12 protein-coding genes and 2 tRNA genes are annotated in these 17,217 nt (G+C 38.7%); 7 read left to right on the forward strand and 7 right to left on the reverse strand.

Annotated features, from left to right (window positions below; genetic code table 11):
• Positions 1-121: 121 nt before the first annotated feature.
• Complete coding sequence (gene mazG, locus EDC17_RS12110; protein ID WP_132778333.1) at positions 122-931, reverse strand: nucleoside triphosphate pyrophosphohydrolase; 810 nt, start codon at positions 929-931, stop codon at positions 122-124.
• Positions 932-1,030: 99 nt separating this feature from the next.
• Here mazG and EDC17_RS12115 point away from each other — a divergent pair, with 99 nt between their 5' ends.
• From EDC17_RS12115 to EDC17_RS12125, 4 genes are all read left to right on the forward strand, one after another.
• On the forward strand, positions 1,031-1,342 hold the full coding sequence (locus tag EDC17_RS12115) for a hypothetical protein (protein WP_132778334.1): 312 nt from the start codon (positions 1,031-1,033) through the stop codon (positions 1,340-1,342).
• 7 nt (positions 1,343-1,349) lie between these two features.
• The gene (locus EDC17_RS17635; RefSeq protein ID WP_394343361.1) at positions 1,350-1,736 is read left to right on the forward strand and encodes a DUF1543 domain-containing protein; all 387 of its coding nucleotides are present in this window, start codon (positions 1,350-1,352) and stop codon (positions 1,734-1,736) included.
• Positions 1,640-1,879, forward strand: coding sequence for a hypothetical protein (locus EDC17_RS16885; RefSeq protein WP_165894414.1), 240 nt, complete (start codon positions 1,640-1,642; stop codon positions 1,877-1,879). The genes EDC17_RS17635 and EDC17_RS16885 overlap by 97 nt, the downstream gene beginning before the upstream one ends.
• A gap of 74 nt (positions 1,880-1,953) precedes the next feature.
• Complete coding sequence (locus EDC17_RS12125; RefSeq protein ID WP_132778336.1) at positions 1,954-2,595, forward strand: MgtC/SapB family protein; 642 nt, start codon at positions 1,954-1,956, stop codon at positions 2,593-2,595.
• A gap of 74 nt (positions 2,596-2,669) precedes the next feature.
• On the opposite strand, the gene EDC17_RS12130 is transcribed toward EDC17_RS12125, so the two are convergent.
• The 4 genes from EDC17_RS12130 to EDC17_RS12145 form a co-directional block, all read right to left on the reverse strand.
• Positions 2,670-4,343 (reverse strand): sodium/sugar symporter, encoded by a 1,674-nt coding sequence (locus EDC17_RS12130; RefSeq protein ID WP_132778337.1) that lies wholly within the window; start codon positions 4,341-4,343, stop codon positions 2,670-2,672.
• 22 nt (positions 4,344-4,365) lie between these two features.
• Positions 4,366-5,523, reverse strand: coding sequence for a galactokinase (gene galK / locus EDC17_RS12135; RefSeq protein ID WP_132778338.1), 1,158 nt, complete (start codon positions 5,521-5,523; stop codon positions 4,366-4,368).
• A 2-nt stretch (positions 5,524-5,525) separates the two neighbouring features.
• Complete coding sequence (locus EDC17_RS12140; protein ID WP_132778339.1) at positions 5,526-6,563, reverse strand: UDP-glucose--hexose-1-phosphate uridylyltransferase; 1,038 nt, start codon at positions 6,561-6,563, stop codon at positions 5,526-5,528.
• Between the two features lie 137 nt (positions 6,564-6,700).
• Positions 6,701-9,259 carry a TonB-dependent receptor gene (locus tag EDC17_RS12145; RefSeq protein ID WP_207895756.1) on the reverse strand — a complete coding sequence of 853 codons (2,559 nt, stop codon included), beginning with the start codon at positions 9,257-9,259 and terminating at the stop codon, positions 6,701-6,703.
• A 478-nt stretch (positions 9,260-9,737) separates the two neighbouring features.
• Between EDC17_RS12145 and EDC17_RS12150 the strand changes: the two genes are divergently transcribed.
• Complete coding sequence (locus EDC17_RS12150) at positions 9,738-13,061, forward strand: TonB-dependent receptor (protein ID WP_132778340.1); 3,324 nt, start codon at positions 9,738-9,740, stop codon at positions 13,059-13,061.
• A 326-nt stretch (positions 13,062-13,387) separates the two neighbouring features.
• Here the strand turns inward: EDC17_RS12150 and katG are convergent, their stop codons facing one another.
• Together katG and EDC17_RS12160 are read right to left on the reverse strand one after the other, a co-directional pair.
• A complete protein-coding gene (gene katG / locus EDC17_RS12155) occupies positions 13,388-15,652 on the reverse strand; it encodes a catalase/peroxidase HPI (protein WP_132778341.1) in 2,265 nt (754 codons plus the stop codon).
• A 343-nt stretch (positions 15,653-15,995) separates the two neighbouring features.
• A tRNA-Arg gene (locus tag EDC17_RS12160) sits at positions 15,996-16,069 on the reverse strand.
• A 206-nt stretch (positions 16,070-16,275) separates the two neighbouring features.
• On the opposite strand from EDC17_RS12160, the gene EDC17_RS12165 reads away from it, so the two are divergent.
• Together EDC17_RS12165 and EDC17_RS12170 are read left to right on the forward strand one after the other, a co-directional pair.
• Complete coding sequence (locus EDC17_RS12165; RefSeq protein WP_132778342.1) at positions 16,276-16,800, forward strand: YceI family protein; 525 nt, start codon at positions 16,276-16,278, stop codon at positions 16,798-16,800.
• A 91-nt stretch (positions 16,801-16,891) separates the two neighbouring features.
• Positions 16,892-16,979: transfer RNA gene (locus EDC17_RS12170), tRNA-Ser, on the forward strand.
• Positions 16,980-17,217: the final 238 nt, after the last annotated feature.

A 17,217-nucleotide genomic window follows, 5' to 3' on the forward strand; every position in this document is an offset into this window, starting at 1 on the left:
TATTTAGAGCTCACTGACACAGTTTGCTTTACACTTCCGAGCCGAAAGCATAAAATAATCTGTAATAGCTAAAAAAAAGAAGGTCAGTTCATGAAATAAAGAACGGACCTTCTCGCGTTTTTTAAAGCCCTTTAGCCTTCGCTTCATTCCAAAATACATCCATTTCTTCCAGCGTCATATCTTGCAGTTGTAAGTTTTGCAAAGCTGCTTTTTCTTCAAGATAAGTAAATCGACGGATGAATTTTTTATTGGTGCGTTCCAAAGCATTCTCAGGATTAATGCCTATATGTCTTGCGTAATTAGTCAGTGCAAAAAGTAAATCACCAAATTCTTGTTCTGCTTTTGCTAGATCTATATTTTCTTTTTCGACAATATTATATTCTGTTTTGAATTCCTGTAGTTCTTCTTCAACTTTTTTCCATACTTCGGTTTTATCTTCCCAATCGAATCCTACTCCACGAACCTTGTCTTGAATGCGATATGCCTTTACTAATGCAGGCAAACTTTTGGGTACACCCGACAGCACGGATTTGTTTCCTTCTTTTAATTTGATTTGTTCCCAATTGGCTTTGACATCTTCATCATTATTCACTTTGGTCTCACCATATATATGAGGGTGACGCGTGATGAGTTTGTCACAAACAGCGTTTAGAGCATCGGTGACATCAAAATTACCTTGTTCCTCTGCAATCTTCGCATAGAAAACTAAGTGCATCATCAAGTCGCCCAGTTCTTTTTTTATTTCGTCCTGATCGTTTTCTAGTATGGCATCCGCCAGTTCATACATTTCTTCAATGGTGAGGTGTCGAAGGCTTTCCATTGTTTGCTTTCTATCCCAAGGACATTCTACACGTAGGGTATTCATGATCTCGACAAGCCTTTGGAAGGCTGCGGATGGTGTATATTCTGGTGAGGGAGCTTCTAATGCCATGATTTGTTCGTTTGAAGCCAAATTTACGGATAAATGAAGTTAATCTAAACAGTATCCATTATTTATGTGTTATAGGATTATAGATTTAATATATGAAATATGAAAACTAAATATGACTATTTGACCGTATCAGCAGCTTTGGAGGAATTGAAAAGCTTAGGTTTTGAAAAAGATTACAATATTTATTTTGAGGAATTGAATGCTCAACCTGAGAATTATGTGATCGATTACTTGTATCGATACGAGGGTATTACAAATCCCAGCGACGAGTCGACCGTATACGGATTGCGGAATCAATCCACAGGGGAGAAGGGTGTTTTCGTCGTAGGCGATCTTTCTTTAATCGAAGGTAAAAAAAGAGATATTCTTATTAATTTAGAGATTAAATCAAAATCTCAAATTAATGAATAATCTTTTTATGGCTATCGTAGGGTGTAATCTTCCTAACCGATTTATAGAGCAACATGATGTATTCTTCGGAGTAGCTCCAACATTGGTGGATTTAAAACCCAAACTTATTGAGTTTTGGCCCGAGATAGCCGAAAAATTACATATTGATTCTTATCGAACCGTATCCAAAGTCGGGAATCATAGGATATTTGTGGTAGATGCAGCCGAAAAGAAGGACAACGGCCTACATCTTTATTTTTTAAATCTGGGAGGTTATAAGCCTGATGACATGAAGAATACCATTATAAACAGCTTATCGTGGCTTCATCCATGGCAGAGGCTATACGAATCGGTAAGAAGAATGTATTTTGGAAGCATCATACCGAGCCGCACATTGATAATAAATACGGAATAGACGTAGATGATGCGTATATGGTAGAGGATATGTTGCCCGTTGATGTCCGTAATCAATACGGTATTCAGACTGAGGAAGATGTAGAAAATAGTTCGCAAGATGAATTGCATATTGGTTACCTCAAGCTTAGTAAATTACAGTAAGAACTGGGAAGTACATTTAGAATTTTAATTCTCTAACTATTTCTGTTTCTTTGAGGAATAATATGATTTAAAACATGGATTTTATTTTAGAGAATGAGAGTTTTCATGCGGTGCTGGTATCTATTGCGTGTGGTGCAATAGTAGGCCTGGAACGTGAATATAGAAATAAGTCTGCTGGCTTTCGTACCGTCATTCTTATTTGTTTTGGTGCCACGATTTTTACGCTAGCATCGAGACTTGGCAATATCTCGGATGACCGGATAGCTGCAAATATTGTCACCGGAATTGGATTTTTGGGTGCTGGTGTTATTTATCAAGGCAAGTTCTCGGTACAAGGTCTTACCACAGCTGCCGTGATATGGACTATGGCTGCTATTGGAATGTTGGTGGGATTTGGTGAATTTACGGTTGGTTTTGCTTTAGCCGTAGTGATGGTGATCATCTTGTCTTTGTTTCAAAAAATAGAAACATTATTATCAAGTTTGTTCTTGACGCGAACAATTCATATCACTTTCAAAAACAATGCGATTGAAAATCTAAGAGAATTTGAGAAATTTCTGGAGCACCATCAGATAGAAGCCGTGCGCAAGGGGATGGAAAAAGATGAAAACAAATTGGAAGCTGTTTTTGAAATTTCGGGTAAAAGAAAAAAAGTAAGACAAGTCAACGAAGCTATTATTCTATTGGATTATGTTTATTCTTTCAGTAATCTCTAAAAATAGCAGATTCTAAAACAGAAAAGGCCTGCAAAATGCCAGTGGAGCCTTTTCTATTTATGTATGTAAAGATCTTACCAGAATACAATATATAAAGCCGCTGTTACACCTAGAATAAGAAGTGATAACACCAAGAAGGCTGGTGATACCTTAAACATTTTTGTATCAATTTCTAAGCTGTTTGGCTGCACACCTTTTTTGTTCTCATACAAACTGATGATCACCATACCTACTATACAAAGTAAGAATACTATACTCATTCTATCCATAAATGGAATTTCATATCCAGTGGGTGTCTGTACGCTAAAGTTAATAGCGGACAAGAATTCCAGATCCATCATTTGGCCGGAGAATTTTAATAACACGGAGAATACAAATCCACCTATAGTCGCAAAAAGAGCCGCATTGGAAGTGGTTTTTTTCCAGAAAAAACCAAGGATAAACATGGCAAAAATACCTGGCGATACAAATCCGGTATACTCTTGAATATATTGGAATCCTTGCTTGCCTTCACCCATCAGTGCATTACCAACAACGAGTGCAAGCAATGTTCCTAAAATCATCGAAACAATAACCGCTATTTTGCCCACATTCACTAATCTGGTTTCAGATGCTTCAGGATTAAGGGCTTTTTTGTAAATGTCTAAGGTGAAAATGGTCGCAATACTATTTGCTTTTCCCGCCAAAGAAGCTACAATGGCAGCCGTCAATGCGGCGAATGATAGTCCTTTCAAGCCAGTAGGTAATAAAGTCAATAATGCTGAATAAGCTTTATTGGGATCTTGAACACCGCTACTGGTCAGTAGCAAGTCTGGATGAATCGCTGTTAGATCATTTTTAATGATATAGTATACAGCGATGCCGGGAATTACCACGATCAAAGGCATCAACATTTTAAGGAAAGCAGCGAAGAGTAGACCATTACGTGCAGTGGAAAGTGAAGCTCCTAAGGCACGCTGAGTAATGTACTGATTACAGCCCCAATAGCTAAGATTAGCAATCCACATACCTCCGATAAGTACACTGAGTCCTGGGAGTTCCATATAATTTTCATTTTCAGGGGAAAAAATCATATCAAAATGTTCGGAAGCGCCTTTATTCAAATTCGATAACCCTTTAAAGAAACCTTGGCCTTCGGAAATAATATCCAATGCAATATAGGTCGCCACAAAACCACCAATAACGAGTACCAATACTTGAATAACATCGGTGTAGCCAATGACTTTCATACCTCCCAAGGTGATAATTATCGCAAAAAGAGAAAGTAATATAATAGAAGTGCTGACATCTATTCCCGATATGCCTCCAATCGCTACAGCACCGAGATAAAGTATCGACATCAGATTGACCACGATGTATAGCATCAGCCAAAATACGGCCATAATCATTGCTACAGTCCCATTGTATCGCTGATGCAGAAACTGCGGCATGGTAAATATTTTGTTTTTGAGATAGACTGGCATAAAAAATATCGCAACCACAATTAACGTGACCGCGGCCATCCATTCGTAGGCGGCAATGGCCAGGCCCATTTTAAATCCAGAGCCACTCATCCCAATAAATTGCTCGGCGGAAATATTGGATGCGATTAACGAAGCACCAATGGCCCACCAGGTCAACGAACCTTCGGCCAGAAAGTAATCTTTGGAATCTTGAACCGCAGATTTTTTCCTGTAATAAATATATAATCCGTAACCTGCTACGATTATAAAGTACACTATGAATACAATGTAGTCTTGGAATTTCATATGTTTTGTTGGTTAGTATGAATTAAAGTATGACCTGAGTTCCATCGGAAATAGAGACTTGAATCGGCGTTAAATTTAATTGGAATCTATCAAAATACAAACTGCTTATTTTTTCGATTACAGTTTTGCTTTTTCCCTTTTCCACCATATTGATTGTGCATCCTCCAAAACCACCTCCCATCATCCTCGCACCTGCCACTTCGGGTAGGGTAGATGCCGTGGACACCAAAAAGTCTAATTCTGGACAGCTCACTTCATATTCTTTGCTCAGTGCCCAATGAGCATCATAAAGGAGTTTTCCTAGTTTTGAGATATCATTAGATTTCAACGCATCGGTAGCATTTAATAGGCGCTGGTTTTCCTCGACTACAAACTTTGACTTTTGAAAATATTCAGCTGAAATGGGTTGGACCATTTCTTCGAGTTTAGCTATGGAAATATCCCGCAAGGAAGATACCGAAGGATATTTTTGCTGGACGAGTGCAACAGCAGCCTCACAAGCTTCTCTTCTTTGGTTGTAAGCGGAGGAAGCCAAGGAATGTTTGACATTTGTATTTAACAGCAAAATTTCATAGTTCTCCAGCACAATAGGGATGTATTCATATTCCAGACTGCGGCAGTCTAATTTGAGCAGGTTATTTTCTTTCCCAAATACAGATGCAAACTGATCCATGATACCGCAACGTAAACCCACCGCTTCATGCTCTGTCTGTTGTCCTGTTTTAGCAATGTCTAATCGACTAAGTTGCAGTTGAAATAACTTATCAAGAGCAAAAGATGTAGCGCAGGTTAAGGCTGCAGACGATGAAAGTCCAGCACCCAAAGGAACATCCCCTGCTACAATCAGGTTAAAGCCGTCTATATTGCTGTGCGTTTTTCGCAATATGCGCGTAGCACCCAATATGTAATTGGTCCATAATTCTGGGCCGAAAGTCAAAGAGTCAATATCTGTGTGGTATCGCTCCTTGTAATCGACGGAAAACAATTCAATATGATTATCATCACGTCGTGATACCCCAATATATACACCTTTATCTATCGCTGCGGGCAGTACAAATCCATTATTGTAATCGGTATGCTCTCCAATTATATTAATGCGACCGGGGGATTTGACGATTAATTCAGGTTGATTGCCAAACAATTCCTGAAAGTCACTTTTTATTTGATCAACTAATTGCATGATTAGGCTTTTTTGTAATGGACCGTACTTTGTTTTTTTATAATTGCTGCGGCTTGTTCGGGAGTGATATCTCGCTGTGGAGATCCCAGCATTTCATAACCGACCATAAATTTTTTGATGGATGCCGAGCGTAACAAGGGTGGATAAAAATGCATATGCCAATGCCATTCTTCATGCGCTCCATCATTGATAGGTGCTTGATGCATGCCCGCAGAGTAGGGGAAGGAAGTGCTGAAAATATTGTCATACCTAATAGTCAACTCTTGTAAAGTCTTCGCAAGGTCGGCTTTTTCCTCTTCATTAAATTGTCCTATATGTTGGAGATGTCTTTTGCTAATAATCATGGTTTCGAATGGCCATGTCGCCCAATAGGGTACTAAAGCTACAAAATGGTCATTGTCGATAATAACTCTTTCATTAAGGCTCAACTCCAACTCTATATAAGCTTGCAGCATGGATGTGTTATTCTTTTCATAATACGCTTTTTGCCGTGCTGTCTCTATCAAGATTTCGTTGGGCAAGCTGCTTTGCGACCATATCTGTCCATGAGGATGAGGATTGCTGCAGCCCATAATGGCACCCTTGTTCTCAAATATCTGAATATATTTAATCCACTCTTTTTGTGCCAAAATGTTAAATTCCTGTTGCCACAGATTCACTACTTTCAAGATCGCTGAAATATCCATCTCTGGTAAGGTCAAGTCGTGACGAGGGGAGAAGGTAATTACTTTACACAGCCCACGTTCGGCAGTGGCTTGCAACAAATCCGCCTGATTAAAAGTTCCTTCTGCAGTATTTTCAAGGATAGCAGAAAAATCATTCGTGAATACAAAGGTGTCTTGATAATCCGGATTATCTGTGCCGTCAGCCCGTTTATTCGTCGGGCATAAATAACAGGTTGGGTCGTATGCAGGAAGGTTGCCAGATACGATATCCTCTACTTTCCCTTGCCATGGTCTATTATTGCGGTGCGGAGAAACGAGTACTTTTTCGCCTGTTAAAATATTCAAACGGTGGTGAGGTTGATTAAGATCTACCATTAAAATTTATAATTGATAAAGCAATTTAGTATTTTTTCTTATAATTTAATTGCTTTTGGTAACTATATTCCATCAAAAAAGGCCCCTATAAATATAGAGGCCTCATTGAGATAAATAATTATGCGTTATATGCTATTCTAGAAAGTAAATTTCACAGAACCTGACCAAGTACGTCCCCAGCCCATTAATACATAATTGGAAGTGTTGACACCTTTCCAAACTGCATCATTAGCACCAGCTTCTCTGTAAGAAGTAGCTTCTGAAATGTAGAACTCATCAAATAAGTTGTTTACATTCACACGGAAACTCATCGTATTTTTGTCACTTAGCACCACTTTGTATGATATACCTGCATCCACGATATCGTACGAAGGTAATCTCAACGTTTTTGTTCCGTTAGTTGGCAGTGCTCCGTATAATCTATCGTAGTTTCTGTAATCAGCATCAATAGCCAAATCTTTGATGATAAAGTATTTGATACCAGCACCAAACGATGTTTGTGCAGCATCACCTACTTTTACTCCTGTAAGATCTCTATTGCTTGTGCCTAATACTTCACGGTTTTCGTTTCTAGAGATTGTTACCGCATCACCTTCATATTTCCAATCACCTACTGAAGCAAAACCTTTCAATGTGAAACCAGAGAATAAACGTGCTGCTAAATCCAATTCTAAACCTTTATGGTTTTGTTTTACACCATAATTAGATTGGTAAACTAAATCACCAGGTTGAATTAAAGAAGTATCGAATTTATTGTCTGCAATACCTTTGGCATCGATAAAGTATGAACTACCAGTCACACGATTATCCCATGTCGTACGGTAAGCATTTAAGCTCGCATCGAAAAAGTTGGATGTGAATTTATAACCTAATTCTAGACCTAAAATCTCTTCATTGAATGCATATGGGTTTATATCATTTGCATAATTCATGAAGATATTATTTTGGTAAGGTTGACGTGAATAGTAACCTGCATTACCAAATAATGTATGTCCAGCTAAAGTGTAGCTTAGACCACCTTTTGTGTTGTATCCTAAGTTGTTAACGTTATCCGATTTTTGTTTGCCTTCCTCATATTGGTAGTAATCTTTACGGATGTTTTGTTGTTGGGAGATGGAACCTTGGAAGTATGCTGTGAAACCATCTTTAGCATATTCTAATTGTCCAAATAGACCACCGTAACGGATTGTCTGATCGTATTCCCAAGCTAAACGGTCTTCTTTAGATTTCGCTGAATTAGACCATGTTTTCCAAGGATTTGTCGAGAACTCGTTTGAAGTTTCGTATTTCGTTCTTGACTGAGGGTCCAACATTCTGATTTCATGAGTAATGCTTGGAGCACCTAATAAATCAGTAACTTGTCTGTAGTGTGTACCTTTGTAATCACGTAAGTCGAAACCAAAATTGAAGCTCAAGTTTTCTGTTAAATCACGGTTGTAGTTAGATACAATACCAAACCATTGGTGATTGTTCATGTCTGCAGCCAAGTAAGGAACTCTCGCCGAAGAAGCATCTGTACGTGGAGATTGACCACCACCACGTGCCATAGAAGCATATACTACCGTAGCTAAAGCTGACTTGTCCGAAATTTTCCAATCCCAGTTTAAGTTAGCAACAGGCTTGTGGTAGAAGTTTTTACGCGGGTTCATTAATTCACCGTTTATAACTTGTAGGTTATCATTGTATTTTCTTCCTTTTTCTAAGAAGTTTTTCAAACTCGCTGTGTAACCTTGATTGTGCGATTGAGGTGCACCAGTTACCATGAAATTTAAGTTATGGTTGTCATTTACTTTGTAACCGACAGATAGGAAATAGTTTTGTCCCGACCCGCCTGTTCTGTCCATATATCCATCACCTCTCCAATCTGTGAACATGGCTGATACCGCAAATCCGTTGCTCATCAATCCTGTATTGTAAGCGATAGTTGATTTGCGCAACATGTCGTTACCTACGGTACGTTTGATAAAACCACCAGCTTTCATATCTGTAGATTTGGTTACAAAGTTGATTGTACCACCTACAGAGGAAATAGCTAATTTCGAAGAACCAAGACCGCGTTGAATCTGAACTAAAGAAGCAATATCTGTCAAACCATTCCAGTTAGACCAATATACACGACCGTTGTCCATACCATTGATTGGTTGACCATTTAGCAAGAAAGCCGTGTTTGACTGGTCAAAACCACGTGTAGTCATCGAAGATTCGCCAAAACCGCGAGCCTGACTAGTCACATACACCGATGGAGTATTCACTAGCGCTGCTGTAATGTCTTGACCACCTACTTTTTCTTCAATAATTTGTCTAGAGATTGTAGATACCGCAATAGGAGTCAAACGATCTTCAGCAACGTCAATCAATCCTCTACCTACAACAATTACTTCATCCAAAGCCTGCTCATCTGTGGATGCCAAAACGATAGTACCCAGAGGAGATGATGAGGAGAAATTAATTTGTTGAGTTTCGTGGCCGATGAATTTGATCTGAAGTTGGCCATTGGATTGGTTGGTAGTCAATGTGAAGTTTCCGTTTGCATCCGTAGACGTTCCTTCTTTACTTCCTGAGACTAGGATAGTGGCTCCAGCTATAGGCTGCTTGCCATCAGTTACTTTACCAGTGATTACTTGTTGAGCTAATGCAACATTGCTGGTAAGCATGAATGCCACAGAGGCATACAAGAGAGTGGAATTTTTGTTCATCTTTTAGAGATAAATATGAAATTGGTTGCAAAGGTAACTTATTTTATCGGATGTGTAAAATAATGTTAAATAAGAATATTTGGTGTGAGAAGTGCATTATTGTATTAGGTCAAATATTTATTAGTACACGATTAATTGTGATTATAACTAATTTATTTATGCTACATAATTATCTTGAATTGGAATAAAATGAAGGATAACGACCTAATTTTGAGCTTACTCAGGAGAAAAATCAAATGAATGTAAATTTTTACAAAACTTATTTTTATAAAAATTAGTTGGATGGAAATTTTTTCACTTAAATAATTGAAAATGTGAAATAAAGTAGGCTCTACGACTGTGAAAATGCTATTAAAAGTTCCATTCTATTTTAAAACTATTTAAAGGCTATCCACCATTTCCATATTAAGATTATGTTAATTGTTAAATACTGTTAAAATTAGTTTTAAATTTGCTGCTAATTAGTCAAATAATCCAAATGAAGAAAAATTTACTTTTTTTTGCCCTCATGCTTGCTAGTTATGGTGTAGTAGAGGCGCAAGTTACAACCAGTAGCCTTACTGGTGTAGTAACAGAATCCACCGGCCAATTTACCACAGGTGCCACAATCAAAGCTATTCACATTCCTTCCGGAACTACGTACTCGAGTTCAGCGAATACGCAAGGAAGATTTAATCTTTCGAATATGCGTGTGGGTGGACCTTACCGTATCGAGGTGACGTACATCGGTCAGCAACCTCTTGTGTATGAGGATGTGTACCTTCAGTTAGGTCAACCATTTGTATTGAATCCTGTTTTTGGTGAATCAACAACAGAGCTGGATGAAATAATGATCACAGGAAGTCGCAGAAAAAGTGACAAAAGTGGTACTTCTACAGTTGTGGGTCGTGCACAAATTGAGAGTCTTCCTTCGATTTCTCGTAGTGTGAACGATTTGACAAGATTAACGCCTCAAGCTAATGGTACAGCAATCGGTGGAGGTAATTACAGAGCCAACAACTTCACAGTCGATGGTGCTAACTTCAACAACCAATTTGGTATTGGTCAAAACATCCCTGCTGGAGGGTCGCCAATATCTATTGACGCGATCGAGCAGATTGTAGTAAACGTTACACCTTTTGATGTACGTCAGTCTGGTTTTACAGGTGCTTCTATCAATGCGGTAACGCGTTCGGGTCGTAACGAATTCTTTGGATCGGCTTTCTACACCGGTCGTTCGGACAAGCAACAAGGTACTCGTGTCAATGATGTAATGACTAACATTAATGATTTAAATGAAAAACAATACGGTGTTAGTTTAGGAGGTCCAATTGTTAAGGATAAATTATTCTTCTTTGTCAATTTGGAACAAAATAAAACAACAGAACCGGGACCAAACAAAATTGCATCTTCTGCTTCTAATCCTTTTGGATCTGCATCCTATGTAGCTAGACCAACCGAGGAATTTTTGAATACAGTACGAGATCACTTGATCAGCAAATATGGTTATGATCCAGGTGTATATCAAGGTTATTCTAACAAAAGCAATAATGATAAATTGTTTGCAAGAATTGACTGGAATATCGCTGAAAACCATAAGTTGAACGTGAGATACAACCAAGTAAAAGGTAAATCTCCAGCAACATTAAGTTCTTCTACTACCAATTCAGGTGTAAGCTTCTCCGGCGCTAACAATAGAACAAGTATAAACGCTCTTCACTTCTCTAATTCAAATTACTTCAACGAAAATAACCTTTATTCAGCTACGGTAGAATATTCTGGTTCATTTGGAGCATACAATCACTCTGCTCGTTTTAGCTATGTGAATCAAAATGAACCAAGAAGTTCAGAAAGTAGTCTTTTCCCATTAGTAGATATCAAAGATGGAGCTTCAGTAATCACTACATTTGGTTATGAGCCATTCACTTTTGGAAACTTAAGAGATGTCGAAACCAAAACATTTAACTATGATGGTGAGTACACAGCAGGTCGCCACAATTTATTAGCAGGTTTTCAATTTGAGACATCATTAACTAAAAACGGTTTCCAACGTTTCGGTACAGGATATTATATATTTGACTCATGGGCTGATTTTGTAAATGGTGAGAAGGCATCTAACTATGCTTTGACTTATCCAATGACAGCGGATGGAAGCCAAGCTTTCCCTTCTTTCAAGTTTAATCAGTTCTCTCTTTACTTACAAGATCAATTCTCTGTCAATTCGAAATTAAAATTAACAGGGGGTATTCGTTTCGAATTGCCGACATATCCAAATGTTTCGGAAATTCAAACACACCCATTGGTGAATAGCTTGACTTTCCTGAATGGAGCTAAAGTAAATACAGGTGCTTTGCCAAAATCTCAATTGATGATTTCCCCGCGTTTAGGATTTAACTATGATGTAATGGGCGATCGTTCATTTATCGTACGTGGTGGTACAGGAGTATTCACAGGACGTATCCCATTTGTATGGATCGTAGCACAATCTGGCGATGCAGGTATGTTGCAGACTACAGATGCAAAAAGTGGAAAGGCAAACACACCAGTGTTTAGTCCAGATTATAAAGCAAATTATCCAACTACCTTACCGCAAGCAGGAACATTCATCCCTACTTCAGGTGTGTCAGCAATGGCGGAGGACTTAAAATTCCCTTCGACATGGAAATCAAGCTTAGCAGCTGATTATAACTTGCCTTGGGGTGTTACAGCGACTATTGAGGCGATTTATAATAAAGATATTAATGCAGTAGTAGCGCGTAACTTAAATTACGTAGAACCAACGGCTATGAATATCGCTGGTTATGCAGATAATAGATTTATTTTCCCAGATGCAGCAAGAGATAGACACATCAATAGAATTACTTCTACAGGAGCGGTAGATCAAACTCAAAATAGAGGTTTCAATGCGATAGAGATGTACAATGAGAAAGGTGGTCACTATTGGTCTACTACTTTCCAATTGACTAAAGCGTTTTCTTCAGGTCTATCTGGTATGATTGCTTATACTGCAAGTGGTGCTAAAAACTATGGTGATGGTACTGGTGACCAAATTGCTAACCTTTGGAGCTTGCCAAACCAATATGGTGGTAACTCAAACATGGGTGAATTGGGTTATACAACTAATATCATCCCTCACCGTATAGTAGCTGCAGTTTCATACGAGAATACTTGGATTAAAAACTTGAAAACTTCAATGTCTTTATTCTATACTGGTGGATCTCAAGGTCGTTATTCATACTATTATACGACTGACTTCAACAGAGATGGTCAGACAAATGATTTAATCTATGTACCAAAAGACGCTTCTGAAATTACATTCGTTGATATTGCGCCAGGTACTAGCGGATATAGAGCAGAAGGTTATACTGCTCAACAGCAATCGGATATTTTCTTCAGCTTCGTAGATAATGACCCTTATTTAAAATCACGTAAAGGTCAATACGCAGAGAGAAATGGTGCTGTAGCTCCTTGGAGACATCAATTTGATTTCCGCTTATCACAACAATTGTTCAGTGGTATCGCTAAAGGTAACAATTCCTTAGAGTTCTTCTGGGATGTGTTCAATATCGGTAACTTATTTAACTCATCATGGGGTATTTTCAAAAATAATAATAACGGATTATTAATACCTCAAAATATGGTTAGCATTGCTGCAAGTGGTAGTAACCCTGGACGACCAGCTTTGGATATAAATGGTACTGAGAAACCTACTTTCAGAATGGGTAATGCCAATGGTGATATTATCCGTGAGGCACAAAGACCGAATGAGACAATTTCTTCAACGTATTATATGCAGTTTGGTTTGAAATTCAAATTCAACTAATCATAGTACAACAATTTTATTTCAAAGGCCTTCCATATTCTGGAAGGCCTTTTTGTTGCAGCATGCACAAAAAAAATAGCCCTCATTGCTGAGGGCACTGAAAAAGTCCTCTTCAAAAATTTGAGTATCAAAAAAAGGGAAAAAGCACATATTTAACCCACTGAGAATCTCTTATTTGAAGAGTTGTTGCTAAATGCATTCAAATAAACAAAGGATAAGGGCTTATGAGTAAAAAAATTCATAAGCCCTTTTTTAGTGGATAGTTTTTCAGTGCCCTCTCATTGCTGGGGACTATTTTCATTTTTAAGAATAAATATGATTTATGCTTAATCAAATCTGTCTGCATTCATTACTTTATTCCATGCATTTACAAAGTCAATAATGAATTTTTCAGCAGCATCCGCAGAAGCATACACTTCAGCTACAGATCTTAATTCAGAATTTGATCCAAAAACTAAATCGTTGCGTGTACCTGTCCATCTAGGCTGACCCGATTGACGGTCAATACCTAGGTATATTTCTTTTTTATCGTCCATCGCTTTCCATTGCGTACTAATGTCTAATAAATTGACGAAGAAATCATTTGTGAGTTGCCCTGGTCGGTCTGTAAAGATACCATGCTTTGAACCGTCATAGTTGATGTTTATAGCTCTTAGTCCACCAATCAACACTGTCATCTCGGGGATGGTAAGGGTCAGTAATTGAGCCTTGTCTATGAGCAGTTCTTCGGTTGATACTGCACGATTAGGATATTTGCGGTAGTTTCTAAAACCATCAGAAATCGGTTCTAACCATTTTAATCCATCGACATCTGTTTGCTCTTGCGAAGCATCTGTACGTCCCGGACGGAAAGGTACTGTAATAACGTATCCTGCATCTTTGGCTGCTTTTTCAATACCAGCAGCACCGGCCAAGATAATTAAATCTGCCATGGATACTTTCTTGCCCGATTCACTAAATTTAGCTTGTAAGCCCTCTAAAGCGTTTAATACAGTAGCCAATTGAACAGGGTTGTTTACTTCCCAATTTTTCATAGGTTGCAGACGGATGCGAGCACCATTAGCTCCACCGCGCTTGTCTGAACCGCGGAAAGTAGAAGCAGAAGCCCATGCTGTCGACACCAACTCCGATACGGTTAATCCTAATCCTAATATTTCGCTTTTTAAAGCTGCTATATCAGATTCGCTTAAAAGATCATGATCCACAGCCGGAACTGGATCTTGCCACAAGAAATCTTCAGCAGGAACTTCAGGACCTAAATAGCGGGATTTTGGTCCCATATCGCGGTGAGTGAGTTTAAACCAAGCTTTAGCAAATGCATCAGCAAATTCATCTGGGTTCTCCAGGAATCGACGACCTATTTTCTCGTATATCGGGTCCATGCGTAGCGCAATGTCAGAAGTAAGCATAGTTGGTCTTATTTTTTTCTCTGGATCATGGGCATGGGGAATAATTTCGCCTACATTTTTTGCGACCCATTGGTGCGCTCCGGCTGGAGATTTGGTTAATTCCCAGTCAAAACCAAATAAATAGCTTAGGAATAAGTTTGACCATTCCGTTGGCTTACTCGTCCAGGTTACTTCCAAGCCCGATGTAATAGTGTCTGCGCCCTTACCCGAGCCATATGAGTTCGCCCATCCTAGACCTTGCATTTCTATATCAGAAGCTTCAGGATCGGACCCAACGTGGTCGGCAGAGGCTGCGCCATGCGTCTTACCGAAAGTATGACCTCCTGCTATAAGTGCAAGCGTTTCCTCGTCATTCATTCCCATTCTGCTGAAGGTGTCACGAATATCTTTTGCGGAAGCGATTGGATCCGGGTTGCCATCTGGACCTTCCGGGTTAACATATATTAGCCCCATCTGTACCGCTGCCAATGGATTTTCCAAATCGCGTGTGTGTATTTTACCATCGGCATCATCATCCGACACCAGTACACCTTCGTCCACTACGCCCTCGGAGCCTTGTGAGTAGCGTTCATCTCCACCGAGCCATGTTCTTTCCGACCCCCAATATACATCTTGATTGGGCTCCCACACATCAGCCCGGCCACCACCGAATCCTAATGTTTTAAATCCCATAGATTCGAGGGCCACATTACCTGTTAATATCATCAAGTCGGCCCAGGAGATTTTACGTCCATATTTTTGTTTTATAGGCCACAATAAGCGACGTGCCTTATCTAGCGACACATTATCTGGCCAAGAATTCAAGGGCGCAAAACGTTGTTGGCCTTCGCCACCACCGCCACGACCATCTTGGATACGGTATGTACCCGCACTATGCCATGCCATACGGATGAATAGGGGACCATAATGTCCAAAGTCAGCAGGCCACCAGTCCTGCGAATCCGTCATTAACTTTTTTAAATCAGCCTTCAATGCGTCTAAATCTAAAGATTGAAACTCCTTCGCATAATCAAAATCTTCCCCCATAGGGTTTATTTTGGTGTCATGCTGCTTTAGAATATGTAGGTTTAATTGATTTGGCCACCAATCTTTATTTTGTGTGCCTCTACCTGCTGCATTGTTTGTTTGCATTGACCCATTGTGGAATGGGCATTTGCTGATGTCATTCGAACTGTTTTCCATATTGTAATGATTTGCGATTGTTAATAATTATCTGAACTATTTCGTTTGGTGAAATTACCTATATGTCCCTGATTAATAAAATAGTATAATTCTATTTCGTATAGGAGAAATTTATAGTATAGATTCTGATGATTAAGGTTTTGCAATATTAATTTAAGATTTTTTTGCTAAAAATGGAAACTTTTACGTTTGAAATGATGTTTATAGAAGACGGGAATAAATAACGGTTGAGAAGCAAATTTGGGTGAATACATTTAAATAGCGAAGGACTACGCCACCGAAAGTTCAGAGATGTGGGTATAAAAAAAAGTCCTCCAAGTAATTTGAAGGACTTTGAAAGTCGTACGCCAAAAGGGATTCGAACCCCTGACCGACGGTTTAGAAAACCGTTGCTCTATCCAGCTGAGCTATTGGCGCCTCCCTTTCGGTAACACAAAAGTAGTGTTTTGTTCAATATATGCAAAATTATAGATGGAAATTTTGTCCATTTTTCAATAACTGTTTGCTATACAATTGAATAATTTTTTTCTTATTTTCTTAATATAGATTAATAATTCGATGCATATCGATTATCTACCTTTGACTATCATAAAAAAGCATTAAACATTATAAAAAATAAAGTTATGGCAAATTGGCAATTAGATGGTGCACACAGTGAAATAGAATTCAAGGTGCGTCATATGATGATTTCAACTGTTAAAGGGCAGTTCAAAAATTTTGAAGTGAATGTTCAAAATCCGAATGATGATTTATCTCAGGCACAAGTGGAAGTAAAGATTGAAGTGGATTCAATAGATACGAAAAACGAGCAACGTGACCAACATTTGAAAAGTTCGGATTTTTTTGACGGAGCTTCGAACCAATATATTACTTTTCAATCGACAAGTATCGCTGTAGTCGATGATGAGAACTTCAAAATCACGGGTGATCTAACGATTAATCAGGTAACTAAATCTATTACTGTGGATGCAGAATTCGGAGGTATGGCCAAAGATCCATGGGGAAATGATAAAGTAGGGTATACGGTAAATGGAAAAATCAACAGAACAGACTTTGGACTTACATGGAATGCCGCTTTGGAAACAGGAGGTGTGATGGTATCAGACGAGGTAAAATTTACAGCTGATTTGCAGTTTATAAAATCTTAGTTTTCAGTAGAATGTTGCCCTGTGTAAGTCAGAAGGCATTTTATTTTAAAATAAATTTTGCAAATCAGGGTAGAATTTCTACTTTTGTGGCGGAGAGTTGGCAGAGTGGTCGAATGCGGCGGTCTTGAAAACCGTTAACTGTCACAGGTTCGGGGGTTCGAATCCCTCACTCTCCGCCAAAAAGCTTTATCGAAAGATGAAGCTTTTTTCGTTTAACACTTTTCTGCAACAATAAGCAATAAAGTTTTTTATTATCACTACCAGATTCGAACCGAAGGGCTGGGCAGGTTCGATTCGGGAAGGTTTAGGGTTGAGGTAAAAAGAAAAGCTTCCTGGAAAGAGGAAGCTTTATGACTTTATTTGATCGTGTAAATATACCTAAGTGGTTGCCAAAGAAGTAGTGCCTTAATTTGGAAT

The organism is Sphingobacterium alimentarium (assembly GCF_004342685.1).
Lineage (GTDB): Bacteria > Bacteroidota > Bacteroidia > Sphingobacteriales > Sphingobacteriaceae > Sphingobacterium > Sphingobacterium alimentarium.